Annotated in this window: 21 protein-coding genes; 4 read left to right on the plus strand and 17 right to left on the minus strand. The window is 72.2% G+C overall.

Translation table 11 applies throughout. The features are described 5' to 3' along the window. Together PV363_RS00005 and PV363_RS00010 are read right to left on the minus strand one after the other, a co-directional pair. The coding region (locus PV363_RS00005) for a hotdog fold domain-containing protein (protein WP_301021416.1) at positions 1-305 on the minus strand (305 nt) is incomplete at its 3' end. A 10-nt stretch (positions 306-315) separates the two neighbouring features. Continuing rightward, positions 316-888 carry a GNAT family N-acetyltransferase gene (locus PV363_RS00010; protein WP_220341384.1) on the minus strand — a complete coding sequence of 191 codons (573 nt, stop codon included), beginning with the start codon at positions 886-888 and terminating at the stop codon, positions 316-318. Between the two features lie 36 nt (positions 889-924). On the opposite strand from PV363_RS00010, the gene PV363_RS00015 reads away from it, so the two are divergent. Beyond that, positions 925-2,334, plus strand: a complete 1,410-nt coding sequence (locus PV363_RS00015) for a CapA family protein (RefSeq protein ID WP_301021417.1) — start codon at positions 925-927, stop codon at positions 2,332-2,334. Between the two features lie 7 nt (positions 2,335-2,341). Here PV363_RS00015 and PV363_RS00020 read toward each other — a convergent pair whose 3' ends face one another. The 8 genes from PV363_RS00020 to PV363_RS00055 all read right to left on the minus strand — a co-directional run bounded on the left by PV363_RS00020 (position 2,342) and on the right by PV363_RS00055 (position 9,794). Beyond that, complete coding sequence (locus PV363_RS00020) at positions 2,342-2,995, minus strand: M28 family peptidase (RefSeq protein WP_301021418.1); 654 nt, start codon at positions 2,993-2,995, stop codon at positions 2,342-2,344. Between the two features lie 421 nt (positions 2,996-3,416). After that, positions 3,417-3,998: a regulatory protein RecX gene (locus PV363_RS00025; protein WP_220365334.1), complete on the minus strand. Its 582-nt coding sequence runs from the start codon at positions 3,996-3,998 to the stop codon at positions 3,417-3,419. Between the two features lie 2 nt (positions 3,999-4,000). Beyond that, positions 4,001-5,137, minus strand: a complete 1,137-nt coding sequence (gene recA / locus PV363_RS00030) for a recombinase RecA (protein WP_220341380.1) — start codon at positions 5,135-5,137, stop codon at positions 4,001-4,003. 299 nt (positions 5,138-5,436) lie between these two features. Continuing rightward, positions 5,437-6,927 carry a catalase gene (locus PV363_RS00035; RefSeq protein ID WP_366525432.1) on the minus strand — a complete coding sequence of 497 codons (1,491 nt, stop codon included), beginning with the start codon at positions 6,925-6,927 and terminating at the stop codon, positions 5,437-5,439. Beyond that, a complete protein-coding gene (locus PV363_RS00040; RefSeq protein WP_301021419.1) occupies positions 6,891-7,691 on the minus strand; it encodes a catalase in 801 nt (266 codons plus the stop codon). Before PV363_RS00040 ends, PV363_RS00035 begins: the two co-directional genes overlap by 37 nt. A gap of 110 nt (positions 7,692-7,801) precedes the next feature. Beyond that, positions 7,802-8,449: a class I SAM-dependent methyltransferase gene (locus PV363_RS00045; protein WP_301021420.1), complete on the minus strand. Its 648-nt coding sequence runs from the start codon at positions 8,447-8,449 to the stop codon at positions 7,802-7,804. A gap of 20 nt (positions 8,450-8,469) precedes the next feature. Continuing rightward, entirely contained in the window at positions 8,470-9,132 is a 663-nt protein-coding gene (locus tag PV363_RS00050) for a DUF2064 domain-containing protein (RefSeq protein ID WP_301021421.1), read from the minus strand. Then, complete coding sequence (locus PV363_RS00055) at positions 9,129-9,794, minus strand: glycosyltransferase family 2 protein (RefSeq protein WP_220341376.1); 666 nt, start codon at positions 9,792-9,794, stop codon at positions 9,129-9,131. Before PV363_RS00055 ends, PV363_RS00050 begins: the two co-directional genes overlap by 4 nt. 104 nt (positions 9,795-9,898) lie before the next feature. On the opposite strand from PV363_RS00055, the gene PV363_RS00060 reads away from it, so the two are divergent. Continuing rightward, entirely contained in the window at positions 9,899-11,248 is a 1,350-nt protein-coding gene (locus tag PV363_RS00060) for a hypothetical protein (protein WP_220341375.1), read from the plus strand. Between the two features lie 24 nt (positions 11,249-11,272). Here PV363_RS00060 and PV363_RS00065 read toward each other — a convergent pair whose 3' ends face one another. Genes PV363_RS00065 through PV363_RS00080 form a run of 4 tightly spaced genes read right to left on the minus strand, consistent with a single transcriptional unit; the run spans position 11,273 to position 15,546 of the window. Further along, positions 11,273-12,316: an NAD-dependent epimerase/dehydratase family protein gene (locus PV363_RS00065; RefSeq protein ID WP_301021422.1), complete on the minus strand. Its 1,044-nt coding sequence runs from the start codon at positions 12,314-12,316 to the stop codon at positions 11,273-11,275. Continuing rightward, entirely contained in the window at positions 12,313-13,146 is an 834-nt protein-coding gene (locus tag PV363_RS00070; protein WP_308290356.1) for an S-methyl-5'-thioadenosine phosphorylase, read from the minus strand. The genes PV363_RS00065 and PV363_RS00070 overlap by 4 nt, the downstream gene beginning before the upstream one ends. A 22-nt stretch (positions 13,147-13,168) precedes the next feature. Further along, positions 13,169-13,363 carry a DUF3046 domain-containing protein gene (locus PV363_RS00075; RefSeq protein ID WP_220341373.1) on the minus strand — a complete coding sequence of 65 codons (195 nt, stop codon included), beginning with the start codon at positions 13,361-13,363 and terminating at the stop codon, positions 13,169-13,171. Beyond that, positions 13,360-15,546, minus strand: a complete 2,187-nt coding sequence (locus PV363_RS00080) for an MMPL family transporter (protein ID WP_301021423.1) — start codon at positions 15,544-15,546, stop codon at positions 13,360-13,362. Before PV363_RS00080 ends, PV363_RS00075 begins: the two co-directional genes overlap by 4 nt. A 142-nt stretch (positions 15,547-15,688) precedes the next feature. Between PV363_RS00080 and PV363_RS00085 the strand changes: the two genes are divergently transcribed. Further along, positions 15,689-16,510, plus strand: coding sequence for a TetR/AcrR family transcriptional regulator (locus tag PV363_RS00085; RefSeq protein WP_220341371.1), 822 nt, complete (start codon positions 15,689-15,691; stop codon positions 16,508-16,510). Between the two features lie 3 nt (positions 16,511-16,513). On the opposite strand, the gene PV363_RS00090 is transcribed toward PV363_RS00085, so the two are convergent. The 3 genes from PV363_RS00090 to PV363_RS00100 are packed head-to-tail and all read right to left on the minus strand — an operon-like array spanning position 16,514 to position 19,088. After that, positions 16,514-17,323 (minus strand): ABC transporter permease, encoded by an 810-nt coding sequence (locus PV363_RS00090; RefSeq protein WP_220341370.1) that lies wholly within the window; start codon positions 17,321-17,323, stop codon positions 16,514-16,516. Beyond that, the gene (locus PV363_RS00095) at positions 17,323-18,177 is read right to left on the minus strand and encodes an ABC transporter permease (RefSeq protein ID WP_220341369.1); all 855 of its coding nucleotides are present in this window, start codon (positions 18,175-18,177) and stop codon (positions 17,323-17,325) included. Before PV363_RS00095 ends, PV363_RS00090 begins: the two co-directional genes overlap by 1 nt. Then, the gene (locus tag PV363_RS00100; RefSeq protein WP_255559289.1) at positions 18,174-19,088 is read right to left on the minus strand and encodes an ABC transporter ATP-binding protein; all 915 of its coding nucleotides are present in this window, start codon (positions 19,086-19,088) and stop codon (positions 18,174-18,176) included. The genes PV363_RS00095 and PV363_RS00100 overlap by 4 nt, the downstream gene beginning before the upstream one ends. Before the next feature lie 105 nt (positions 19,089-19,193). Here PV363_RS00100 and PV363_RS00105 point away from each other — a divergent pair, with 105 nt between their 5' ends. Beyond that, on the plus strand, positions 19,194-23,786 hold the full coding sequence (locus PV363_RS00105; RefSeq protein WP_301021424.1) for an ATP-dependent helicase: 4,593 nt from the start codon (positions 19,194-19,196) through the stop codon (positions 23,784-23,786). The last annotated feature ends 1 nt before the right edge of the window (position 23,787 follow it).

A 23,787-nucleotide genomic window follows, 5' to 3' on the forward strand; every position in this document is an offset into this window, starting at 1 on the left:
GCCAGATAGGAGACGTCCATGCCCTTGGGCAGCCACCGATAGCCGTCGGGGACCGTGGCCTCGGCCAGCAGGCCCATCGCGGCCTCGAGGCCGTTGCAGACGGCGATCGCGTGGACCGTGCCGATGTGGTTCTTGACGGCCCACCGCTTCGGGAGCACGAGCTCCGCTCGGTGCGGCCTCATCTGGCGGATCCGTGGGCGGACGGTCCGGAAGTACGGGGCCTTCAGACTGAACGCCAGGTCGAACAGGCGGCCACCGAGAGGCAGGGTCGTCAGGCGCTCGTACATCGCGAGGGTCGAGTTCACGAGTGGCACCCTAGCAGGATTGGTTACTCGTCGGTAACAATCGGTGGACACCGTCGCGAGCGAGGCGGCAGACGATGTCGGCGTAGTCCTCCCCCGGCATCTGGATCCACTGACGCTGCTCGAATCCGAGCTTGCCGAGCACCCTGAGAGACGCGGCGTTGCGCGCATCCGGGCACGCGACGAACCACGGCGCATCGGGGTAGGCCGCCAGCAGGACGTCCGTCAGGTATGCCGCGACCATCCGCGTGCCCAGCCCGGCGCCGATCAGGTCCGGGCGCCCGATCAGGTAGTCGAACCCGACGGCCCCCGGCAGCTGCACCCGAACGGCCAGGTCGTCGTCGGAGGCGACCGGGAAGTCCTGGACATAGCCGACCGGCTCACCCTCGACCTCGACCACCCACATGCATGTCGGGTGCTCTCCGGCGAGCCGCTCGGCGTACCGTGCGCGCGCCTCATCGACGTCCTTCGGCGGATCACGGAACCACGCGAGCACGTGAGGGGCACTCCTCCAGCCGACCAGCATCGCCAGATCCGGCTCGCGCATGGCGCGGAAGGCGATCCCGCGTGATCCGGCGTCGGACATGGCCCTGAGGGTACGACGCCGCCGTACCCTCAGGACATGGGACGCACCGCGTCGACCCTCTCAGTGCTCCTGCTCGCCGTCGGGTGCACGATCGGACCTGCTCCGGAGCCGGCGCAGTCGCCGACTCGGGACCGACCGACGTCCGCCGCGCCCTCGCCCCGGGCCGAGACCGGTGCCGCGCCGGTCTTCGTCACCCATCACCACTCTCCCCTGCGCGTCCTCACTCACGAGGGCGCACTACGGCTCCTCAGCACCGGCCCACCCTCCGAGCTCCGACTGGTCACCGACCGCTCCGACGTCCCGGCGGCCGACCGTCTCGCCGATGCTGCCGCCGTCGTCGCTGCGGTCCGCCTCGACCCGGATGCCGTCGGCTATGTCTCCGCGTCCGTCGTCGACGAGACGGTGCGCACGGTGCGTGTCGAGAGCAAGGACCCGATCCGGCACCCCGCGGCGTATCCGTTGACGACCCCGCAGGCCTCCCCCGCACCCGAGCCCGAGGTCGTCACCGTCGCGATCACGGGTGACATCATGCTCGGACGACGAGTGGGGTCCCTCCTCCGGCGGGCCGACGACCCCACGGCCGTGTTCCGACGGCTTGCAAGCCGCCTCGCGGGTGCCGACATCACGGTGGGGAACCTGGAGTCGACGTTGTCACGGCGTGGCTCGCCCACCCAGGGCGGTGACTCCTTCGGCGGCGATCCGTCGGTGCGACGAGGCCTACGGGCGGCGGGGTTCGACCTCGTCAGCCTCGCCAACAACCACCTCGGCGACTTCGGCGAGCGCGCCATGCTCGACACCTTCGCCCGACTGCGCTCCAGTGGCCTCCCGTACGTCGGCGCCGGTCGTGACCGCACGGAGGCGGAGCGCCCGGTGATCATCGAGCGGGGCGACACGTCAGTCGGGTTCCTCGCCGTCGACTCGATCGGCGAGACGCCCGCTGCCACCGCAACCAGCCCGGGCACGAGCCGACTGGACATGCCTCCCCGCACCGGACCGATGGACGAGCGACGACTGGCACGACTCGAGGCTCAGACCCGCTCGCTGGCCGCGCGGGTCGACACGGTGGTCGTGCTGACCCACTGGGGCACTCAATACACCAACCTGCCGGAGCCGTCCCAGCGCCGCGTCGCGCGCGTGGTCGCTCAGGCGGGCGCCGACGTCGTGGTGGGCGGTCATCCGCACTGGCTCCAAGGACTCGAGCAGGTCGGTGACACGCTGGTGGTGCACTCGCTCGGCAACTTCGTGTTCGACATGGACTTCCAGCGGCGGACCCGCGAGGGCGCGGTCCTCGAGCTCGTGCTGTGGGACGGCGAGCTCAAGGGCATCGAGCTGGTGCCGTACGTGATCGACGACGACTTCACGCCGCGCCCGGTCCAGGGCGCGAGGGGGCAGACCGTCCTCAGGACCGCGTGGGAGACCAGCACCGGTCCCTACGCCCTGCCCTGACCTCTCCTCATCGCATCCAGCGCCAGACGATCGTCGCGACTCGGCGGAGCTGCCGATCGTCCACCACGCCCGAGCGGTCGTCAGCGGAGTGGTATCCGGCATACGGGATGCTTCCGAGCCGGGCGGCCGGGACATCGGCCTTCTCGTACGACCAGTGGTCGCTGGCGCGGTCCTCGCACGTGCTCGTCGGGATCCCGCCGGCCGCGGCGACCAGCGAGCGGACGACGCGACCGTTGCTCGTCCCGCCGTCGCAGACCGGCACCGTCCGACCCCGGACTCCCACGCGGTCGAGCGAGACCATGGCCCGCACCGCAGCGCGTTCGGGGCCGCTCATCGCGGCGACGCGGTGCCGAGACCCGAAGTGGTGCAGGCTGTCACCCGGACCGCGTGGCTCCTCGGCCCCGAAGGCGACGAGCCGCACGGGGAGCCTCGTACCGTACGCACTCGCCAAGCGGGCGAGCTCACGCACGACGGCCACGCCGGACGCGTTGTCCTCGGCCCCCGGCGACACCGCGATGGTGTCGAGATGGGCGCCGACGACCAGGTGCGGCTGCGAGGCGTCGAAGCCCGGCGGATCGGCGATCACGTTGACGGAGTCGCCCGCACTCACCGGCGTCCCCCACGAGTCTCCAGCGGGTACGGCGAACGATTCCTCCGTCACGGTGTAGCCAAGCCGCCGCATCTCCCCGCCGAACCAGCCTGCTGCCTGGCGGAAGGCCGCAGTGGTGGCTTCTCGCGGACCGACCCGGATTGCCAGGTGCCGGATGGCCGCCCGCATCGCCGATCCGTCGGCCGTCGGCGCGACCGGCTTCGGCGGCTCTCCCGGGGACGGGGCGTCCGTGCCCGGCTCACCCGGGCCACCGGGCGAGCCGGTATCCCTCGGGGCTACTCCCGGAGGCTTCGCCGGCGACGAGCTCCCCGCTGACGGACCGCTCGAGGTCGCAGGCGCGGGGCCTGGCGAGGACGGTTCGTCGTCGGCCTCCCTCGCACTGCACGCGGCGAGGAGCAGGACCAGCGATACACCGACGACGGCAGTGCGCACCGCTCCATGCTGACACGTCGGCGGGTGGCCGTCCGACGTGTCAGGGGCCGTCCTGCCAGCCCTCGGCCTCCATCGAGTCGTCGGCCGCGCCGACCTCCTCACGGACGATCCGGTAGGCGATGCCGGGGCCATAGCCTTTGCGACCGAGCGCACCGACAAGTCGTCGCACCTTGACCTGCTCGTCGAGATTGCGCATGGAGCGGAGTTTTTTGCGGACGACGGCACGGGCGGCGTCCTCCTCCGACTCCGGGTCGAGGGTGTCGATCGTGTCGCGCACGATCTCGTCGTCGATCCCCTTGCGCCGGAGCTCGAGCGCCAACGCCCGTCCCGCGAGGCCACGCGACTGCTGCCGGGAGCGCACCCACAGCTGGGCGAACTCCTCGTCGTCGACGAGCCCGACCTGCTCGAACCGGTCGAGCATCCTCTCGGCGATCTCGTCAGGAACGTTGCGCCGCGCGAGCTGCGCGGCCAGCTCCGCTCGGGATCGCGGACGCTCAGCCAACCGGTCCAGGAGGATCTTGCGTGCCACGGCCTCGTGGTCGGGCTCCGGACCGAGGTCCCGGTCGGCGTCCGGCTCGGGATCCCGGCGGCCCCAGGATCCCGAGCGCTGCGTGCGCGCCATGCTCAGAAGTCGACCGCAGCCTTGCCGGCCTTGGCTGACTTGCCCGCAGCACCTGCACGCGTCCCCGCGGCCGCACCGGCGACCACGGCGTCAGCGGCCACGGCGTCGGTCGGCTCGTCCACCGTGGCTCCGATGCCGAGGTGCTCCATGATCCGCTTCTCGAGCTCGTTGGCGAGGTCGGGGTTGTCACGCAAGAAGCTGCGCGCGTTTTCCTTGCCCTGGCCGAGCTGGTCGCCCTCGTACGTGTACCAAGCGCCGGCCTTGCGGACGAAGCCTGCATCGACGCCGACGTCGAGGAGGCTGCCCTCTCGGCTGATGCCCTGGCCGTACATGATGTCGAACTCGGCCTGCTTGAACGGCGGGGCCATCTTGTTCTTGACGACCTTGCAGCGGGTGCGGTTGCCGACCATGTCGGTGCCGTCCTTGAGCGTCTCGATCCGTCGCACGTCGAGACGGACCGAGGCGTAGAACTTGAGCGCCTTGCCGCCCGTCGTGGTCTCGGGCGAGCCGAACATGACGCCGATCTTCTCGCGGAGCTGGTTGATGAAGATCGCGGTCGTGCCGGCACCATGGAGCGCGCCGGTCAGCTTGCGCAGCGCCTGGCTCATCAGTCGAGCCTGCAGACCGACGTGGCTGTCACCCATCTCGCCCTCGATCTCGGCGCGTGGCACCAGAGCGGCGACGGAGTCGATGACGATGATGTCGAGCGCACCGGAACGGATCAGCATGTCGGCGATCTCGAGCGCCTGCTCTCCGGAGTCCGGCTGGGACACGAGGAGGGCGTCGGTGTCGACACCGAGGGCCTTGGCGTAGTCGGGATCGAGCGCGTGCTCCGCGTCGATGAACGCCGCGATGCCACCGGCGCGTTGTGCGTTGGCCACCGCGTGGAGGGCGACGGTCGTCTTGCCGGAGGACTCTGGGCCGTAGATCTCGACGATCCGGCCGCGCGGGAGCCCGCCGATGCCGAGGGCGATGTCCAACGAGGTCGCCCCGGTGGGGATGACCTCGATCGGGATCTTGCCACGCTCGCCGAGGCGCATCACCGATCCCTTGCCGTGCGAACGCTCGATCTGGGCCATTGCCGTGTCGAGTGCCTTGTCGCGGTCCTTCGGTGCTCCCTTGCCCGGGTCAGCAGCCATCAGCGTGGTCCCTTGTCTCTCGTATCCGCCGGTCATCTACGACGTTAGGGGCCGGCACCGACACTTCGTGCGTCTCGCACGTGTGCTGTGGAGTCCGGGCCTGCTCGTCGACCTGGGGACGACTCTAGTCCGAACACGTGTTCGATGCGACTACCGACACGCCGAGTGTCGCGTGTCGACCGCGCTGGGGATGTCTTCGCCACCGATCCCCCCGGAACCGACACGTCGGCCCCCGTCCGTGAGGTGCTGAGCAGCACGGCTCAGCGTCACGGCCGGGGGCCGACGTCGGTTCAGACAGGTCAGACGGAGACGGCGAACCGCTCCCACACCCGGTGCATAGCCATGTCCTCCTGGACCTGGCCGAGCACCTCGGCGCCGCTCTCACCCCGGACGATGCCCGGTCCGCCGACGTAGCCGGCGGCGTCGAGCACGGCCGTACCGGCGCCCCAGGCACCGATGACCTTCGCGTGCCGGAAGCACTCTTCGACCAGCAGCACGACGCGCGGATCGATGGTGACCGTGTCGGCCGCGCCCGCCTTCTCGTCGCGGTTCGGCAGGGCGTCCGGGGCCGGCACCGGGGCTCCGGCGACCAGGACGGCGTCGAACTCCACGGACCGAGCGGTCGCGAACGTACGCTGCACGGCGATGCCGTCACCGATCATCCCGCCGTGCGGCGCGATCACCAGCGGCACCATGCCGGCCGTGAAGATCGCCGTACGAACCTCCTCGACACCGGAGAGGTCACCCTGGGGGTCGACCACGATGCCGACCATCCGGCCGTCGGCCGGCCACGGCTCGCCCACCTGCGACAGCGCAGGACTCGTGACGGGCTCGATCAGCTCGACCGTCGGCGACGGCGCCGGCAGCCCGAGGCCGGTCGCGACCTCCTGGCAGAGCACCGGGTCGATGTTGGCCAGGCACTGCAGCTGGCGTTCCTTGATCGCCTGCTCGTAGCACTTGCCGAGCTCGAAGGTGTAGGCACGGATGATGTGCTCCTGCTCCACCGGCGTCATGCTCTTCCAGAACAGCCGCACCTGGCTGTAGTGGTCGTCGTACGACGCGGGCTGGGCGCGCACCTTGGTGCCCTCGGCCACCCGCACCGCGAGGTGCTCGAACGAGCCCTCGACGTCGGCACCCGCGTGGAACGGACACCCGCCGTCGAGCGAGTTCGGCTTGTACGGCGCCACGCCCGCGTGCACCGCGTGCTGGTGGAAGCCGTCGCGGAACATGTCGTTGACCTCGGTGTGCGGCCGGTTGACGGGGAGCTGGTTGAAGTTCGGCCCACCGAGCCGAGTCAGCTGCGTGTCGACGTACGAGAACAGCCGCGCCTGCACCAGCGGGTCGTCGGTCGCGTCGATGCCGGGCACCAGGTGGCCGACGTGGAACGCGACCTGCTCGGTCTCGGCGAAGAAGTTGGTCGGGTTCGCGGTCAGCACCATCAGGCCGACCGGCTGCACCGGCGCCAGCTCCTCGGGCACGATCTTGGTCGGATCGAGGAGGTCGATCCCCTCGAAGACCTGCTCGGGGTTGTCCGGGAAGACCTGCAGGCCCAGCTCCCAGGCGGGGTACGCCCCGGCCTCGATCGCGTCATAGAGGTCACGGCGGTGGAAGTCGGGGTCGATGCCACCGATCATCTGCGCCTCTTCCCACGTCAGCGAGTGCACGCCGAGGCGCGGCTTCCAGTGGAACTTCACCAGCGAGGTCTCCCCCGCCGCGTTCTCCACGCGGAAGGTGTGGACCCCGAAGCCCTCCATCATCCGGTAGGAGCGCGGGATGCCACGGTCGGACATGTTCCACATGGTGTGGTGCTGCGCCTCGGTGTGCAGCGAGACGAAGTCCCAGAAGGTGTCGTGGGCGCTCTGCGCCTGGGGATCTCCCGGTCGGGGTGCGGCTTGCCGGCGTGGATGACGTCGGGGAACTTGATGCCGTCCTGGATGAAGAACACCGGGATGTTGTTGCCGACGAGGTCGAAGTTGCCCTCGTCGGTGTAGAACTTGGTCGCGAAGCCTCGCGTGTCACGGACCGTGTCCGCCGAGCCGCGCGAGCCGAGCACGGTCGAGAAGCGTACGAACGTGGGTGTCTCGACGCCCTCGCGCAGGAACCCTGCCTTGCACACCGCGTCGGCGGTGCCGTAGCCCACGAACACGCCGTGCGCGCCGGCACCGCGGGCGTGCACCACGCGCTCGGGGATGCGCTCGTGGTCGAAGTGCGTGATCTTCTCCCGCAGGTGGTGATCCTGGAGCAGCGTCGGGCCCCGCTCCCCTGCCTTGAGGGAGTGGTCGGTGTCACGAAGGCGGACACCGGTCGACGTCGTCAGGTAGGTCTCCTGCTGCGACCGGGCGGTCACGGGTGCGCCGGTCTCCACGCCGGTGGCGGTGCGGGTCGCCGGGGCGCTCTGGTCGGCCTTGGGCGGCAACGGTGGCCTCGGCTCTGTGGGCTCAGCGAGACTGGCGGGCTCCGGCCCCGGTGCTCCGGGGATCGCGGGGTCGGTGCTTCCGGCGACGCCGTGCGCGATCCGGTCGAACGTTTCCTTGGCCAGCTGCTTGAGATCCATGTGACTCCTCGGTGGTCGATAGCCGCGTCGCGGCCTTGTCCCCACTATCTCCCGCGGCGATCGCCGTCGCAGGTGGCCAGCTTGACCACCAGCAGCGGGACGGCGGCCGCTCACTCCTCGACCGCGAGCTCCGCGACTCGCCGGCCCCCGTGCAGGCGCAGACCGCACCACACCAGACCCGCCCTGCGCGCCACGGCGCCGATCCCGTCGACCCCGACCCGCGCCCAGGCGAACGGGGCGCTCTCGCGGCCACCCGCACGAAGACGGACGTGGTGGCTCCGGACTCCGACCCCGGGTGACTCGACCTCGGCCAGCACGCTGCCCCCGGCTCCGACCAGCTCGCTCACGCGCCGAAGCAGCCGGACGGGGTCCCCGCCGATGCCGATGTTGCCGTCGGCCAGCAGGGCGTGCCGCCATCTCCCTGCCGCGGGGACGCTGCCGAACACGTCCCCGCGCACCGCGGCCGCCCCACGCCCGCGTGCCTGGCGAACCGCCTCCGCGGAGATGTCGAGACCCAGCGCGTGCACCCCGCGTCCGGCGAGCGCCCCGGCGAGCCGGCCGGGCCCGCAGCCCACGTCGAGGGTCGGCCCGTCACACCGGTCGACGAACAGCTGCCGGTCGGACTCGGTCGCCTCACCCCGCCACCGAGCGACCGGGAGCGAGAGGACCGTCCCACGAGCGGTGACCATCTCGACCGCCGCCCCGCGGAAGGCGGCGTCCACGACCGCCCCCGACGACATCGGCGGCCGTACCGTCACTGGGCGCTCCTCGGAGAGGGTCATGACACCCCACCAGCGACGAGCTCGGCGATCACGCGCCCGGCCCTGCTCCTCGGGGCGGTGCGTACGAGGGCCAGCGCGTCCTCCCACGTGTCGACGTCAGTGAGGACCGGCGCGTCACCGACCCGCGCGCCTGCCGCCGTCAGGGCCGCGTACGTCCGGGCGCCGGTGTCGGATCGCGACATCGCGACGTCGCTGAGGGGCCGAGCCCAGCGCGGCGACCGGACCCCGAGCGCCCACCAGCCCCCGTCGGCGGCGGGGCCGAGCACGGCCTCGTGGGACTGCAGACCGTCCGCGACCGCGATGAGGTCGGCGGTCGTCGCCTGCGGGGTGTCCGTGCCGATCTGGACGACCCCGGCGCCTGCGTCGGCGTCCTCGTGAGCGTTGACCAGGCGCTGGCCGAAGGTGGTCCCCCGCTGGGCGACCACCCGGTGCGGCGCGCACGCGGCAGGGCGGTGTTCACCGGGGGCTGCCGGGTTGTGGGCGCCGGTGGGGGCGACCACCACCGGCCAGCCGAGCACCGACACGGTCTCCAGCGTGTCCAGGAAGGCGGCCGCCGCGAACCGCGCCGCGACGTCGGCTCCGGTCCGTCCGGCCAGGCGGGTCTTCGCGACCCCTGGCTCCGGCGCCTTCGCGACCACCAGCAGCGTCGACGCGGTCATCTCATGACCTTCGCGAAGTCGAGCGCGGTCCGCACCGTCCCCCGCACCGACCCGCTGACCTTCGACCGCGTCCCGGCCGCACGCGCGCGGTAGGCGATGTCGTGCTCCTCCACCGTCCAGCCGGCGCGAGCCGCCCCCAGCATGAGCTCCAGCGGGTAGCCGAACCGCCGGTCCCGCAGGTCGAGCGCCACCAGGTCCTCGCGGGGGCACACCCGCATCGGCGCCAGGTCGTGCAGCGCGAGCCCGGTGGATCGGCGGATCCAGGCAGCGAGCAGTGTCGTACCGGCCCGCGCGTGCCACGGCCAGACACCTGAGGAGACGGGTCGACGTCGCCCGAGCGCCATCGTCGCCCGCCCGGCGAGCACCGCGTCGAGCAGCGGGTCCAGGTCGGCGGCGTCCATCGAGCCGTCGCCGTCCATCACAGCGACGTACGGCGCACGCGACGCGCGAACCCCCGCGTCGACGGCGGCCCCGTACCCCGCGACGGCCTCGTGGACGACACGAGCGCCCAGCTCCCGCGCCACCTCTGCCGTGCCGTCACGCGAGCCGTTGTCGACGACGATCACCGAGAACCGCTCCGGCACGTGGGCGAGCGCCTCCGGGAGCGCCCGCGCCTCGTCGCGGCACGGCACCACGAGGTCGCACACGCGCGCATCCGTCATGGTCCGACCCTAGGGCGAGATGTCCGATCCGTCCGGGTCGACGACGGCGTCAGCCGCGCCCGCGCACCGTGCCCGAGGCCTGCGCCAACGCCTACGGTGTCCAGATGACCAGCCGCCCCGACAGTCGGAGCCGAACCGCCCTCGCGGGCGCCGCGACAGGGCTCGTGCTCGTCGCCGCAGCGATGCTCTGGCCGGCCGTGACGGGCACGTTCGTGCACAACGGGATCTCGGGTCTCCCCCGCTTCCCGCCCCTTCACGCGAACTGGATGCCACGGCTCACCGCGACGTCATGGCTCCCACTCGCCGTCGCGCTGGTCGTCCTCCTCGCGTGGCCGCGCGTGTCGGCCCTGCGCTGGCCCGTCTATCTCGGCGCGCTGTTCGTCGCGGCCTGGAGCTGGACCGTCGCCCTTGCCCTCGTCGACGGCGAGGACGGCCTCGGCGCCGTCTTCGCCCGTCGCGGCGAGTACGTCGCCGACGCGCAGGCCGTCACGGACGTGAGCGCCATGCTCGCCGGGTTCGTCGACCGCATCCCGGTCGATGCCGCCGACAACTGGGGCATCCACGTCGCCGGTCACCCTCCCGGCGCGCTCCTGATGTTCGTCGGCATCGACCGGCTCGGCATCACCGATCCGGTCACCATCGCGATGACGGTCCTCACGCTCGGCTGCACGGCCTTCGTCGCTGCGGCCGTCGTCGTACGCCGCGTCGCGGGTGAGGACTGGGCCCGGCGGGCGGGCATCTGGTGGGTGCTGGCGCCGGCCGCGGTCTGGGTCGGGGTGAGCGCCGACGCCGTCTTCATGGCCGTCGCCGCCTGGGGTCTCGCCCTGCTCGCGGTCTCGCTCACCACGAGACGCACGGGCGTCGAGATCGCGTCGGGCGTCGCCGCAGGCGTCGTCCTCGGTGCCTGCGTCTACCTGTCGTACGGCCTGGTCCTCCTCGCCGTGCTCGCCCTCGCGGTCGTCCTTCTCACACGCCGGCCGCGGCCCGTGCTCTGGGCCGCGCTCGGGGCCGTCGCGGTCGCCGCCGGGTTCACGCTCGCGGGCTTCGCCTGGTGGGAGGGGTACGCGGTCCTGAGGGAGCGCTACTACGACGGGGTCGCCTCGGACCGGCCCTACGGCTACTGGGTGTGGGCCAACCTCGCGGCCTGGACCTTCACCATCGGGCTCGCCGGCTGGGCCGGCCTCGCGGAGGCTGGGCGATCGGTGGTGGCACGACCACGGCCGGATCGCGGGACGGTGGCCGTGTCGGTGCTCGCGATCAGCGGGCTCGCGTGCGTGCTGCTGGCGACGCTCTCAGGGATGAGCAAGGCCGAGGTCGAGCGGATCTGGCTTCCGTTCGCCCTGTGGGCGCTCGTCGCCCCGGCCCTGCTCAGCCCTCGTCTGCGTACGCCGTTCGTCATCGCTCAGGTGGTTGCCGCCCTCGCCGTCCAGCACCTGCTCCTGACGCGGTGGTGAGGTCTGGCGGGCGGCTCGGCGGCGTCAGCGCTCTCGCAGCGGCGCGGTCGCCAGCTCGGCGAGCCCGTCCTCCGGGCTGATCTCCGCCACGAACCCCAGCTCCTCGCGCGCTCGCCGCGGCGAGGCGACGACGTGGCGGACGTCGTACGGGCGGAAGTCACCGGTGAGCTCGGGCGCGGGCCCTCCGGCGGCGGCGGCAAGGACCTGCGCCATCACGCCGAGCGTCGTCGGATGCCCTGACGCCACGTTGTACGCGCGCACCGCCGGGCCCTGCTCGACCACGCGCTCGACGGCCGCGACGTTGGCGCGGGCCACGTCGCGCACGTGCACGAAGTCGCGGAGCTGGCCTCCGTCCTCGAAGACCCTCGGCGCCTCCCCACGGGCAAGCGACGAGCGGAAGATCGCTGCCACGCCGGCGTACGGCGTGTCCGCGGGCATCCCTGGCCCGTACACGTTGTGGTAGCGCAGCGCCACCGCCGACGCCCCCGCCAGCAGGCACCACGCCTGCGCGTAGTGCTCCTGCGCGACCTTCGAGGCGGCGTAGGTGCTGCGCGGGGCGAAGGGCACGGACTCGTCGACCTCCCGCCACGACACCTCGCGCCCGCAGATGCCGCAGCCGGGGTCGTACCGGCCCTCGGAGAGGTCCACCGCGCGTCGTGCCGCCGGCGTGACGTCTCCGTGCTCGGGACACGTGTAGCGACCGTCTCCGTAGACGACCATCGACGACGCGAAGACCAGCCGCCCGACGCCGGCGCGGGCCATCGCCGCGAGCAGGACCGCGGTGCCGTGGTCGTTGTGGTCGGCGTACCCCGGCATGTCCTGGGCATCCACGCCGTTGCCGACCATCGCGGCCTGGTGGCACACGACGTCGACGCCGGCGAGCGCGGCATCGACGTCGGCGGCCGATCGTACGTCGCCGAGCCGCGTGCCTTCGGGCACCTTCGCGTCCGGTCCGTGAGCGAGCGGAAGCAGGAGGTCGAGGCCGACGACGTCGTGCCCTGCCCGCTCGAGCGCCGTCACCACGTGGCCGCCGACGAAGCCGGCCGACCCGGTGACGAGGACCCTCACGGCAGCGTGATCGGCAGGTCGAGACCGTCGAGGGCGCTCGCGCAGTCGCACGTACGGTCCGACCCGACCGCGCCGACCACCCCGCGCAACGCGTCGCGGAGCGTGTCGAGGTGCTCGCCGAAGACACGCAGCACCTCCTGGTGGCTCACCGCCTCCGCCGCCTCCACCCCGGCGTCGAGGTCGGTGACGAGCGCGACCGTGGCGTAGCAGAGCGCGAGCTCGCGGGCCAGGACCGCCTCGGGGTGCCCGGTCATGCCGATGATCGACCAGCCCTCGCGGGAGTACCACTGCGACTCGGCCCGGGTCGAGAACCGCGGACCCTCGATCACGACCAGCGCGCCCCCGTCGACGGCACCACCCGGCGCTCCGTCGACGAGCGCCGTACGGAGCCGCGGACAGTACGGGTCGGCGAACCCGATGTGCACGGCACCCGAGTGGTAGAACGTCTGGTTGCGGTTGGTCGTCCGGTCCACGAGCTGGTCCGGGACCACCAGAGTGCCCGGCCCCAGCTCGGGCTGCAGCCCGCCGACCGCGCACGGCGCCAGCACCTGGCGCACGCCGAGGCTGCGCAGCGCCCAGAGGTTCGCCCGGTACGGCACAGCGTGCGCCGGGTAGCGGTGGCCGGGGCCGTGCCGCGGGAGGAACGCGACCGCGCGCGGGCCGTCCTCGGTCGGCACCGTGCCGAGGGCGATCGGCCCCGACGGCAGGCCGTACGGGGTGTCGACGTCGACCTCGTGGACGTCGTCGAGGAAGGTGTAGAAGCCGGTGCCGCCGATGACGGCGACCTCGGGAGTCAGCGGGGCATCCATGCCTGCCGAGTCTGCCAGCACGTCCCGACTCTGTCTCGGTGCGTCAGCGCTCCGCCGGTGGGAGCCCGAGGGAGGACCAGACGGCGCGCCACACCGTCTTGGGTGCGTCGCCTGCATCGAGCGCCTCGGACACCGTCCGCCCTCCGAGCTCGGCCAGCACCTGCTGGTCGGCCCACACCTGGGCGTAGCCGCCCCCGAGGTGCCTCTCCATGCGTTCCCAGAGCTCACTGTGCCTCACTCGGCCAGTATGCGGGCACGGCCCACACGGTCGTCCGTGGCGCCTCCCGCCACGGGGACCGTGCCGCCCTCACGCAGGCCGTGCCGCTCCCACCACCGGCGCAACGGGCCCGGCGCCCACCAGTTCGCCCGGCCGAGGAGCTTCATCGTCGCGGGGACCATCAGAAGGCGGACCAGGGTGGCGTCGACGATCAGCGCCACGAGCATGCCGACGCCGACCATCTTGATGAACACGATGCCCGACGTCGCGAACGCTCCGGTCACCACCGCGAGCAGCAGCGCGGCGCTGGTGATGATGCGGCCCGTCTTCTGGACACCCCTCGCCACCGCGACCTCGTTGTCTCCGGTGGCGTCCCACTCCTCGCGGATCCGCGACAGCAGGAAGATCTCGTAGTCCATCGACAGCCCGAAGAGGATCGCGGCCATGAGGATCGGCTGGGTCCCGTCGAGGTAGCCGGTCGAGCTGTAGCCGAGCAGGCCCTCGAGGTTGCCGTCGGCGAACACCCACGTCACGACGCCGAATGCCGCCGTGATCGAGACGATGTTGACCAGCACCGCCTTGACGGGCAGCACCACCGACCCGAAGGCGAGGAACAGCAGCACGAGCATCGCGACGACGATGAGGCTCCCCATCAGCGGCAAGCGGTCGGCGATCCCGTCGAGCATGTCGACGGTCTCCGCGCTCCTCCCTCCGACGTACGCATCGGCGGGAGCGTCGACGGCCCGGAGGCTGCGGACAAGCTCCTGCGAGGCAGCACTCTGTGACGTCCCGGTCCAGTCGACGTCGATGAGCGTGCCTCCCCCACCCTCGGCGACCGGCCGCACCTGGGTGACGCCGTCCACGGCGCGCAGGTCGGCGGCGTACGAGGCCACCTCCGTCCGCTCGGTGCTGGCGAGGAAGACATCAGCACTGCTGCTCGGTCCCCCGAAGTCGGTGTCGAGCTTCTCGGTGGCGATCCTCGACGGCGCGTCCGACGGCAGCGCTCGGTAGTCGACCCCGCCCCAGGTCGCCGAGAGGAACGGGCTCGCGAGCAGGAGGAGGAATCCGGTCACGAGCGCCAGGCTCACCACCGGTCGCCGCATGACGGCGTGCGCGAAGCGTGCCCACCCCTGGGAGGTACGCCGCGCCCGACGCCGCCACGGCATCGCGCCGGCCTCGATCCGCCGACCGAGCAGCGCGAGGGTCGCCGGCAGGAGAGTCAGCGCCGCAACCATCGCGACCACGACGGCCGCCATCCCGCCGTAGGCCATCGAGCGCAGGAAGGTCTGCGGGAAGGCGAGGAGCGCGGACATCGCGACGGCGACGGTGAGGCCGGAGAAGAGCACCGTACGGCCGGCGGTACGCATCGTCGCCCCCACGGCGTCCTGCACCTGACCGCGATCGCCCGCGTCCCGGACGGCGAGCTCCTCGCGGAAACGGCTCACCACGAAGAGGGCGTAGTCGATGGCCAGCCCCAGCCCGAGCAGCGTGATGATGTTGAGGGCGAAGACCGACACGTCGGTCACGGTGGTGAGCAGCCGGACCACGGCGAACGCACCGAGCACCGCGACGGCGCCGACCCCGACCGGCATGAGGGCCGCGACCACGGAGCCGAAGACGACCAGGCTCAGCAGCAGCACGAGAGGCATCGACAGCATCTCCGCCCGGGCGATGTCCTGCGAGACGGTCGTGCTGACGTCGTCGAAGACCGCCGACTGCCCCGCGACGGCGAGGTCGAGCGTGCCGTTCTCGACCGCAGCCCCGTCGAGCGCCGGCCGGACCTCGTCGTACGCCTCGAGCACGGCGTCCTCGTCGTCGCCGGCGAGCGTGATGACGACGCTCGTGGCGTGCCGGTCCGCCGAGACGAGGGCGTCGGTCCCCGGGGCGCCGTAGACCATGACCTGCTCGACGGCCTCGTCCGGCAGACCCTCGACGACCTCGGTGACCGCCGCACGGAAGGGCGCCGCATCCACCGTCATCTCGTCGCTCTCGTAGACCGCGACGACGTCGGCTCCGTGACGACCGACCGAGTCGTCGATCAGCTCCGAGGCCCGGTAGGACTCGCTCCCGGGGTCGTCGAAGCCGCCGTAGCTGAGGGCGGCGAACACCCCTGTCCCGTACGCGCCGGCTGCCGCCAGCACGAGCAGCCCCAGGCCGACCACCCATCCGGCTCGTCGTGCGACGAAGCGCCCCCACCGTTCCATCGGACTCCCCCTGCATCACGCGATGAATAGTGTTCACGTTTGTTAACATGATTCACTGCTAACGGTGTTCACTATGCTGAAGCATGATCATCGATGTCAAGGGGTCAACGACACAGCCGACCGGCCTGCCAAGGTAGGGGCCATGACGACGCAGGGTGAGAACGTGACCGTCAAGCCACCGACACGGCGAGACCAGCAGCGTCAGGCGACGCTCGACGAGATCGTGCGGACGGCGCGCACGCTTCTCGTCGAGACGCACGACATCTCGCTCCGGGCGGTGGCGCAGACGATGGGGATGACCGCACCGGCGCTCTACCGCTACGTCAGCAACCTCGAGGACCTCACCCTCCGTGTCGCCGCGCAGGTCTACGACGACCTCCTCGCCACGCTCGAGGATGCTGCGGCCCCGTACGAGGGAGACCCCGCCGCGCAGGTGGTGGCCGGCTCCACGGCCTTCCGCCAGTGGTCGCTGCGCCACCGCCAGGAGTTCGGGCTCACCTTCGCGAACCCGATCACGAGCAGCGCCAAGTCCGTCGACCTCGGCGCCGACCTCCTCGGAGGACACGTCGAGCCTCCGCCCGGCGCTCCACCCATCGGTGCCGAGTGCACCGCCGCGGCCCACCGCTTCGGCAGCTTCTTCGGTCGGCTCGTCGTCGCGCTCTGGGACGTCCAGGGCTATCCCGAGACCGGGCAGGTGCCCGCACCGTCCGACGGAGGCCTCTCGGCCTCCCGGTGGGCCGGGCTCGCCCCCGAGGTCCCCACCGAGGCCTCCTGGTCCTTCGTCCGCGCATGGGCGCGCCTCTACGGCACGACGGCCCTGGAGGTCTTCGGCCACATCGACAGCGACATCGTCACCTCCGGAGCGCTCTTCCGCGACACCATGAACGACTGCGGCGAGGTGCTCGGTCTGCAGCATCGACGTGCCGAGCTCCAGCGCGTCGTCACCGAGGTCCTCGCGACCTGACGCTCACCGCAGGATCAGCAGCCCGACCCGGCGCCCGGCGACGCGCAGGCCGAGCACGCCCATGACCACGAAGTAGGCCACCGGCAGCAGGAGCCCCGGGCCCACGTCGCCGGTCGTCAAGGACCGGATCAGGTCGACGGCCTGATAGAGCGGCGTGACCTGCACGAGCAGCTGCATGCCCTCGGGATAGGCAGACAGCGGATAGAACGTCGCCGACAGGAAGAACATCGGCATGATCGCCACCTGGATGAACTCGAAGTCCTGCCACGACCGCATCCACGTGGTCAGAGCGAGCCCCGCGGACGCGAACCCAAACGCGACCAGCAGTGCGGCCGGCAGGGCCAGCACCGTCCACCACGAGGAGGTCAGGTCGAGCGCCACCATGATGACCACGAACACGGCGGCGTACGCCGATCCCCGGGTCGTCGCCCACAGCACCTCGCCGACCGCGGCGTCCACCGGTCGCAGCGGGGTCGCGAGCACGGCGTCGTAGAGCTTCTCGTACTTGAGCCGGAAGAAGAACCCGAAGGTCGCGTCGAAGATCGCGCCGTTCATGGCCTGCGTCGCGAGCATCGCCGGTGCGAGGAAGGCGGTGTAGCCGATGGTGCGCCCGTCGTCGAGGGTCACCTCGCCCACGAGCGCCGCGATCCCGACACCGATCGAGAGCAGGTAGAACAGCGGCTCCAGGAATCCCGAGGCGAACGCCACCGGCGCGCGACGATAGACGCGGACGTGGCGTTCGAGCAGCGGGTACGGGCTCGGCCGTGGCGTGCGGGACGGCCCCGTACGCCGCAGCGCTGTCGTCGAGACCATCAGACCCTCCCCAGCCGTCGGTCGAACTGCCGTTGTGCCAGCGCCCAGCCGACGCCTGTGACCACCAGCAGGTAGAGGACATGGACCCACGCGGCGGACGTGACGTCGCCGGTGGTCGCCATCCGGCACAGCTCGACCCCGTGCCACACCGGGAGCGCCTTCGCGACGGCCTCGACGACGGCGGGGAGCTGCTCGACCGGGAAGTACGCACCGGAGAAGAGGGTCATCGGGATCACCCCCACGCGGTACACCAGCCCGAGCGCGGTGTCCTCGTGCGCCCATCCGGCGTAGGCGATGATCGGTGCCGCGTGGGCGGCGCCGACGAGGACGGCCGCGCCCACGAGCGCCGCAGCGCCCAGCACGCTGCCGATCACCTGGAAGAGCGCGACGACCACCGTGATCAGCCCGACCGCGATCAGCACGCGAACCGCGACGTAGACGACCACGCCGTTGACGATGTCCCTCACCTGCAACGAGGTGGAGCGCATCGCGAAGTAGATCTTGTTCCAGGTGAAGCCCGCATAGACCGGGAACGTGCTCTCCCCGGCGCCGGCCATCACGGCGGTGACCGCGACCATGCCGGGAGCGATGTAGGCGAGGTACGACAGGCCACCGAGTGCCGCCGTACCCTCGCCACCGCCCTGGGTCCCGTCATCGACGAAGCCGCCGAGCCCGAGGCCGAGGGACGCCAGCACCAGCGCGGGGAGGACCGTGTACGAGAAGGCCGAGCCGCGCCATGTCCGTCGGACCACGGTCGTGTAGTAGGGCACCTGACGCACCAACGCCTGCCAGGCGGTCGGCGTCCCCGTGGGCGTACGGACACCTGCGGTCGGGCGTGTGCCGGTGGTGCTCACTCGTCCAGCGCCCGTCCGGTCAGGCGCAGGAACACGTCCTCCAGGGACGAGCGGCGCACGAGCGTGCTCAGCGGCTCCAGCCCGCGCGCCACCGCCTCCTCGAGGACCTTCTCGCCGTCGGCGACGTAGAGCAGAACCCGGTCCGGGAGCACCTCGACGCGCTCGGCGAGATCACCGACCTGGGCAGCGGCGTCGTCGTTCTCGCCCACGCCCATGCGCAGCTCGACGACCTCCCGGGTCGCGTAGCGGGCGATCAGCGACAACGGCGAGCCCTCTGCGGCGATCACGCCGTTGTCCATGACGACGAGCCGGTCGCACAGCTGCTCGGCCTCGTCCATGTAGTGCGTCGTCAAGACGATGGTCACCCCGGTCTGCTTGAGACGGTGGAGCTGGTCCCAGACCACGTGTCGCGCCTGCGGGTCGAGACCGGTGGTGGGCTCGTCGAGGAGGAGCACCTCGGGCTCGTTCACGAGCGAGCGGGCGATCGTCAGGCGCCGCTTCATGCCACCCGACAGGTCTTCGACCATGCCGTCGGCCTTCTCGGTGAGGTGGACGAACTCCAGCAGCTCGTCGGCCTTGCGGGCCGCGTCGCGACGGCTGATCCCGAAGTAGCGGGCATAGACCACGAGGTTGTCGCGGACGGTCAGGTCGCCGTCGAGCGAGTCCTCCTGCGGGCACACCCCGATCCGTGCGCGGATGGCAGGCCCGTCGGTCGCGGGGTCCATCCCGAGGATCCGCAGGGAGCCGCCGCTGATCGGCGACACCGCCGCCACCATGCGCATCGTCGACGACTTGCCCGCACCGTTGGGACCGAGGAACCCGAACGCCTCACCCCGCTGCACGGTCACGTCGATCCCGCGCACGGCCTCGAAGTCGCCGTACGCCTTGCGCAGTCCTCGAGCCTCGAGCATCGCCTCGGTCACCCGTCCGACCCTAAGGATTCGCACGGAGGCTGTCTTGTCCATATCGGCCCCACGCGCCCCGCAACTGTCACCCCTGCGCGCGATGATGGACGGGTGCCCGATGTGCTCGACCGCTTCTCCCCTGCCACCGCGGCGTGGTTCCGCGGCGCCTTCCCCGCGCCGACGACCGCGCAGACCGGCGCCTGGGACGCGATCGCCGACGGCCGCAACGCGCTCGTCGTCGCCCCCACGGGGTCCGGCAAGACCCTGTCCGCCTTCCTGTGGGCACTCGACCGGCTGATCACCGGTCCGCCGCCCGACGACCCCAAGCGACGCACACGGGTCCTCTACGTGTCCCCTCTCAAGGCGCTCGCCGTCGACGTCGAGCGCAACCTGCGTGCCCCGTTGGTCGGGATCACGCAGACCGCCACGAGGCTGGCCGCCGCCGGGGAGTCCCCCGCGCCACGCGACATCACCGTCGGAGTCCGCTCCGGCGACACCACACCGTCCGAGCGCCGAGCACTCGCCACCCGTCCCCCGGACGTCCTCATCACGACGCCCGAGTCGCTCTTCCTCGTCCTGACCTCGGCCGCCCGCGAGACACTGCGAGACGTCGAGGCCGTGATCGTGGACGAGGTCCACGCCGTCGCGGGCACCAAGCGAGGCGCCCACCTCGCTCTCACCCTGGAGCGGCTCGACGCGCTCCTCGAGCAGCCGGCCCAGCGGATCGGCCTGTCGGCGACCGTACGCCCGCACGCGGAGGTGGCTCGCTTCCTCGCGGGGTCCGCCCCGGTCCGGGTCGTCGCACCCGAGTCGGAGAAGCGCTGGGACCTCTCGGTCGTCGTCCCGGTCGAGGACATGACGGCGCCCCCGGTGCGAGAGGCCGAGGAGGGCGAGCCCGACGTCCGCGACCAGGCGTCGATCTGGCCCCACGTCGAGGAGCGCGTCGTCGACCTGGTCGAGCAGGCGCGGTCGTCGATCGTCTTCGCCAACTCGCGCCGCCTGGCCGAGCGCCTCACTGCACGACTCAACGAGATCCACGCCGAGAGGCTGGGCGTCGAGCTCCCCGACACGGGCTCCCCGGCCGCCGCGACACCGGCGCAGTCGGGCACGGCGGCGGGCGCCTCACCGCTGCTGGCCCGGGCCCACCACGGCTCGGTCAGCAAGGAGCAGCGGGCGCTGATCGAGGACGACCTCAAGTCCGGGCGGCTCCCGTGCGTGGTGGCCACCTCGAGCCTCGAGCTCGGCATCGACATGGGTGCCGTCGATCTCGTCGTCCAGGTCGAGTCGCCGCCGTCGGTCGCCAGCGGGCTCCAGCGGGTGGGACGGGCGGGTCACCAGGTGGGAGAGGTCTCGCGCGGCGTCGTCTTCCCCAAGCACCGCATCGACCTCCTCGAGGCGACCGTGACGATCGAACGCATGGTCGCCGGGGCGATCGAGGAGCTGTCGGTCCCCACCAACCCGCTCGACGTGCTCGCCCAGCAGGTGGTGGCCACGTGCGCCTTGGAGAGCTGGGACGTCGACGACCTGTACGAGACGGTGCGCCGCGCCGCCCCGTACGCGACCCTCCCCCGGTCCGCCTACGACGCGACCCTCGACCTGCTCGCCGGCCGCTATCCGTCCGACGAGTTCGCCGAGCTCCGCCCGCGGATCGTGTGGGACCGCGTCGCCGGCACGATCACCGGCCGCCCCGGCGCCCAGCGTCTCGCCGTCACCTCGGGCGGGACCATCCCCGACCGCGGTCTCTTCGGGGTCTACCTGGTCGGCGCGCAGTCGACCGCCCAAGGCAGCGCGCGCGTCGGTGAGCTCGACGAGGAGATGGTCTACGAGTCGCGGGTCGGCGACGTGTTCGCGCTCGGTGCCACGAGCTGGCGGATCGAGGACATCACGCACGACCGTGTGCTGGTCTCCCCCGCGTACGGCCAGCCCGGCCGGCTGCCGTTCTGGCGCGGAGACAACCCCGGGCGCCCGATCGAGCTGGGGCGTGCGCTCGGCGCGTTCACCCGCGTGATGGCCACCGGCGACCGGCCGCAGGCGCGCGCCCGGTGCGAGGCGGCGGGCCTCGACGCCTACGCCATCGACAACCTCTTCGCGCTGGTCGACGAGCAGCGCGCGGCGACCGGGAGGGTCCCCGACGACACGCTGCTGGTCGTCGAGCGGTTCCGCGACGAGCTCGGCGACTGGCGGCTCGTGCTCCACTCACCACTCGGACTCGCCGTGCACGCGCCGTGGGCGTTGGCCGTCGGCGCGCGTGTGCGTGACCGCTACGGCCTGGACTCGGCCAGCATGGCCAGCGACGACGGCATCGTCGTACGCCTCCCGGAGACCGACGCCGAGCCTCCGGGCGGGGAGCTCTTCGCGTTCACCCCGGAGGAGATCGAGGACCTGGTCACGGAGGAGGTCGGGGGCTCGGCGCTGTTCGCGGCCCGGTTCCGCGAGTGTGCCGCCCGAGCGCTGCTGCTCCCCCGCCGCGATCCCGGTCGGCGCAGCCCGCTGTGGCAGCAGCGCCAGCGCGCCGCCCAGCTCCTCGAGGTCGCCCGCCGCTACCCGACCTTCCCGATCGTGCTGGAGACCGTCCGCGAGGTGCTCCAGGACGTGTACGACGTGCCGTCGCTGGTGCAGATGATGCGCGACCTCGAGAGCCGGCGCCTGCGCGTCGTCGACGTGGAGACGCAGGAGCCCTCACCCTTCGCCAAGTCGCTGCTGTTCGGCTACGTCGCGGCCTTCCTGTACGAGGGCGACTCTCCGCTCGCCGAGCGGCGTGCGGCAGCGTTGTCGCTCGACTCGTCCCTGCTGTCGGAGCTCCTCGGGAGGGCCGAGCTGCGCGACCTCCTCGACGCGGGCGTGCTGGCCCAGACCGAGGCAGAGCTCCAGCGCCTGGTGCCCGACCGTCGAGCCCGGGGCGCAGAGGGCGTGGCCGACCTCCTGCGACTGCTCGGTCCCCTCACGTCGGAGGAGGTCGCGGAGCGGAGCACCGAGCCGTCCGCCTCCGCGGCGTGGCTGGTCGAGCTCGCCGAGGCCCGCCGGATCCTGCGGGTGAGCTTCGCCGGCCGTCAGTGGTGGGTCGCGGTCGAGGATGCCGCCCGGCTGCGCGACGCGCTCGGTGTCCCGGTGCCGATGGGGGTGCCCGACGCGTTCCTGGCGCCCGTCGACGACCCGCTCGGCGACCTCGTGGCTCGTTATGCGCGCACCCACGCTCCCTTCGTCGCCGGCGACGTGGCCGAGCGTCTCGGCCTGGGCGTCGCGGTGGTCTCGGAGACGCTGCGCCGGCTCGCCGGCCGCGGTCGGGTCAGCGAGGGAGAGTTCACCCCGGGGGCGGGTGGCTCTGAGTGGTGTGACGCCGAGGTGCTCCGACGGCTCCGGCGGCGTTCGCTCGCGGCCCTGCGCAAGGAGGTCGAGCCGGTCTCGCCCGAGACGCTCGGCCGGTTCCTGCCCGCGTGGCAGCACGTCGGCGGCAGATTGCGTGGCATCGACGGTCTCGTGACGGCCGTCGAGCAGCTCGCCGGCGCGTCCGTCCCGGCCTCCGCGCTCGAGCCGCTGGTGCTGGGCTCGCGGGTCCTCGACTACTCCCCCGCCATGCTCGACGAGCTGACGGCGGCGGGCGAGGTGCTCTGGTCCGGTGCCGGAGGGCTGCCGGGCAACGACGGCTGGGTCTCGCTCCACCTGGCCGACACCGCCCCGCTCACCCTGGCGCCGCCGGTCGAGCTCGAGCTGACGTCGCTCCAGGAGGCTGTCCTCGGTGTTGTCCAGTCAGGCGGTGCCTACTTCTTCCGACAGCTGGCCGAGGCCGTGAAGGCGTTCGCGACCGGCTCCGGCGAGGGCCTACCGACGGTGCTCGACAGCGAGCTGGCCGACGCGGTCTGGGACCTCGTCTGGGCGGGCTACCTCACCAACGACACCCTCGCTCCGCTGCGGGCGCTCGTCGGGGTGGGGCGGACCAGCCATCGGCAGGCCCGCACCACGCCCCGCCTGCGCGGGCGCCGCGCGCCGTCCTTCGTCCGCCCGACCATGCCCTCCCGTACGGCCCCGCCGACCGTCGGCGGCCGCTGGGCGCTGGTGCCCCGGACCGAGGACAACCCGACCGTCCGCGCGCACGCGCAGGCCGAGCAGCTCCTGGAGCGTCATGGTCTGGTCACGCGCGGCACCGCCGTCGCCGAGGGCGTGCCGGGCGGGTTCGCCGCCGTCTACAAGGTGCTGAGCGGGTTCGAGGAGGCCGGCCGGGCTCGGCGCGGCTACTTTGTGGAGGGCCTCGGCGCAGCCCAGTTCGCGACGCCGGGCTCCGTGGACCGCCTCCGCTCCTACTCGCGCGAGCCGGGCCAGGACCCCGAGCGGCGCGCCGTCACCCTCGCGGCGACCGATCCTGCCAACCCGTACGGTGCCGCGCTCGGGTGGCCCGAGACCGAGGGAGGTCATCGCCCCGGGCGCAAGGCGGGGGCCTTGGTCGTGCTCGTCGACGGCGCGCTGTCGCTGTACGTCGAGCGGGGCGGCCGCACCCTCCTGACGTTCGACGACCTCGGCGACCCCGAGGGTGCGGCAAGGCTCCAGCCCGCCATCGACGCGCTCGCCACCGCGGTGCGCGACGGGGCGCTCGGTCGCCTGATGGTGGAGCGGGCCGACGGCGAGGCCGTGCTCGGGACCCCGCTCGGCGACGCGCTCGCCCAGGCCGGCTTCCACGCGACCCCGCGCGGCCTGCGCATCCGGGGCTGAG

It is taken from the genome of Mumia sp. (assembly GCF_028803055.1).
Taxonomy (GTDB): Bacteria; Actinomycetota; Actinomycetes; order Propionibacteriales; family Nocardioidaceae; genus Mumia.

Excerpts from the sequence above, each read along its gene's own strand:
- PV363_RS00010 (WP_220341384.1), bottom strand. The coding sequence starts at position 888 with ATGTCCGACGCCGGATCACGCGGGATCGCCTTCCGCGCCATGCGCGAG.
- PV363_RS00015 (WP_301021417.1), top strand. The coding sequence starts at position 925 with ATGGGACGCACCGCGTCGACCCTCTCAGTGCTCCTGCTCGCCGTCGGG.
- PV363_RS00025 (WP_220365334.1), bottom strand. The coding sequence starts at position 3,998 with ATGGCGCGCACGCAGCGCTCGGGATCCTGGGGCCGCCGGGATCCCGAG.
- recA (WP_220341380.1), bottom strand. The coding sequence starts at position 5,137 with ATGGCTGCTGACCCGGGCAAGGGAGCACCGAAGGACCGCGACAAGGCA.
- PV363_RS00035 (WP_366525432.1), bottom strand. The coding sequence starts at position 6,927 with ATGTCCGACCGTGGCATCCCGCGCTCCTACCGGATGATGGAGGGCTTC.
- PV363_RS00040 (WP_301021419.1), bottom strand. The coding sequence starts at position 7,691 with ATGGATCTCAAGCAGCTGGCCAAGGAAACGTTCGACCGGATCGCGCAC.
- PV363_RS00050 (WP_301021421.1), bottom strand. The coding sequence starts at position 9,132 with ATGACCGCGTCGACGCTGCTGGTGGTCGCGAAGGCGCCGGAGCCAGGG.
- PV363_RS00055 (WP_220341376.1), bottom strand. The coding sequence starts at position 9,794 with ATGACGGATGCGCGCGTGTGCGACCTCGTGGTGCCGTGCCGCGACGAG.
- PV363_RS00060 (WP_220341375.1), top strand. The coding sequence starts at position 9,899 with ATGACCAGCCGCCCCGACAGTCGGAGCCGAACCGCCCTCGCGGGCGCC.
- PV363_RS00080 (WP_301021423.1), bottom strand. The coding sequence starts at position 15,546 with ATGGAACGGTGGGGGCGCTTCGTCGCACGACGAGCCGGATGGGTGGTC.
- PV363_RS00085 (WP_220341371.1), top strand. The coding sequence starts at position 15,689 with ATGACGACGCAGGGTGAGAACGTGACCGTCAAGCCACCGACACGGCGA.
- PV363_RS00090 (WP_220341370.1), bottom strand. The coding sequence starts at position 17,323 with ATGGTCTCGACGACAGCGCTGCGGCGTACGGGGCCGTCCCGCACGCCA.
- PV363_RS00100 (WP_255559289.1), bottom strand. The coding sequence starts at position 19,088 with ATGCTCGAGGCTCGAGGACTGCGCAAGGCGTACGGCGACTTCGAGGCC.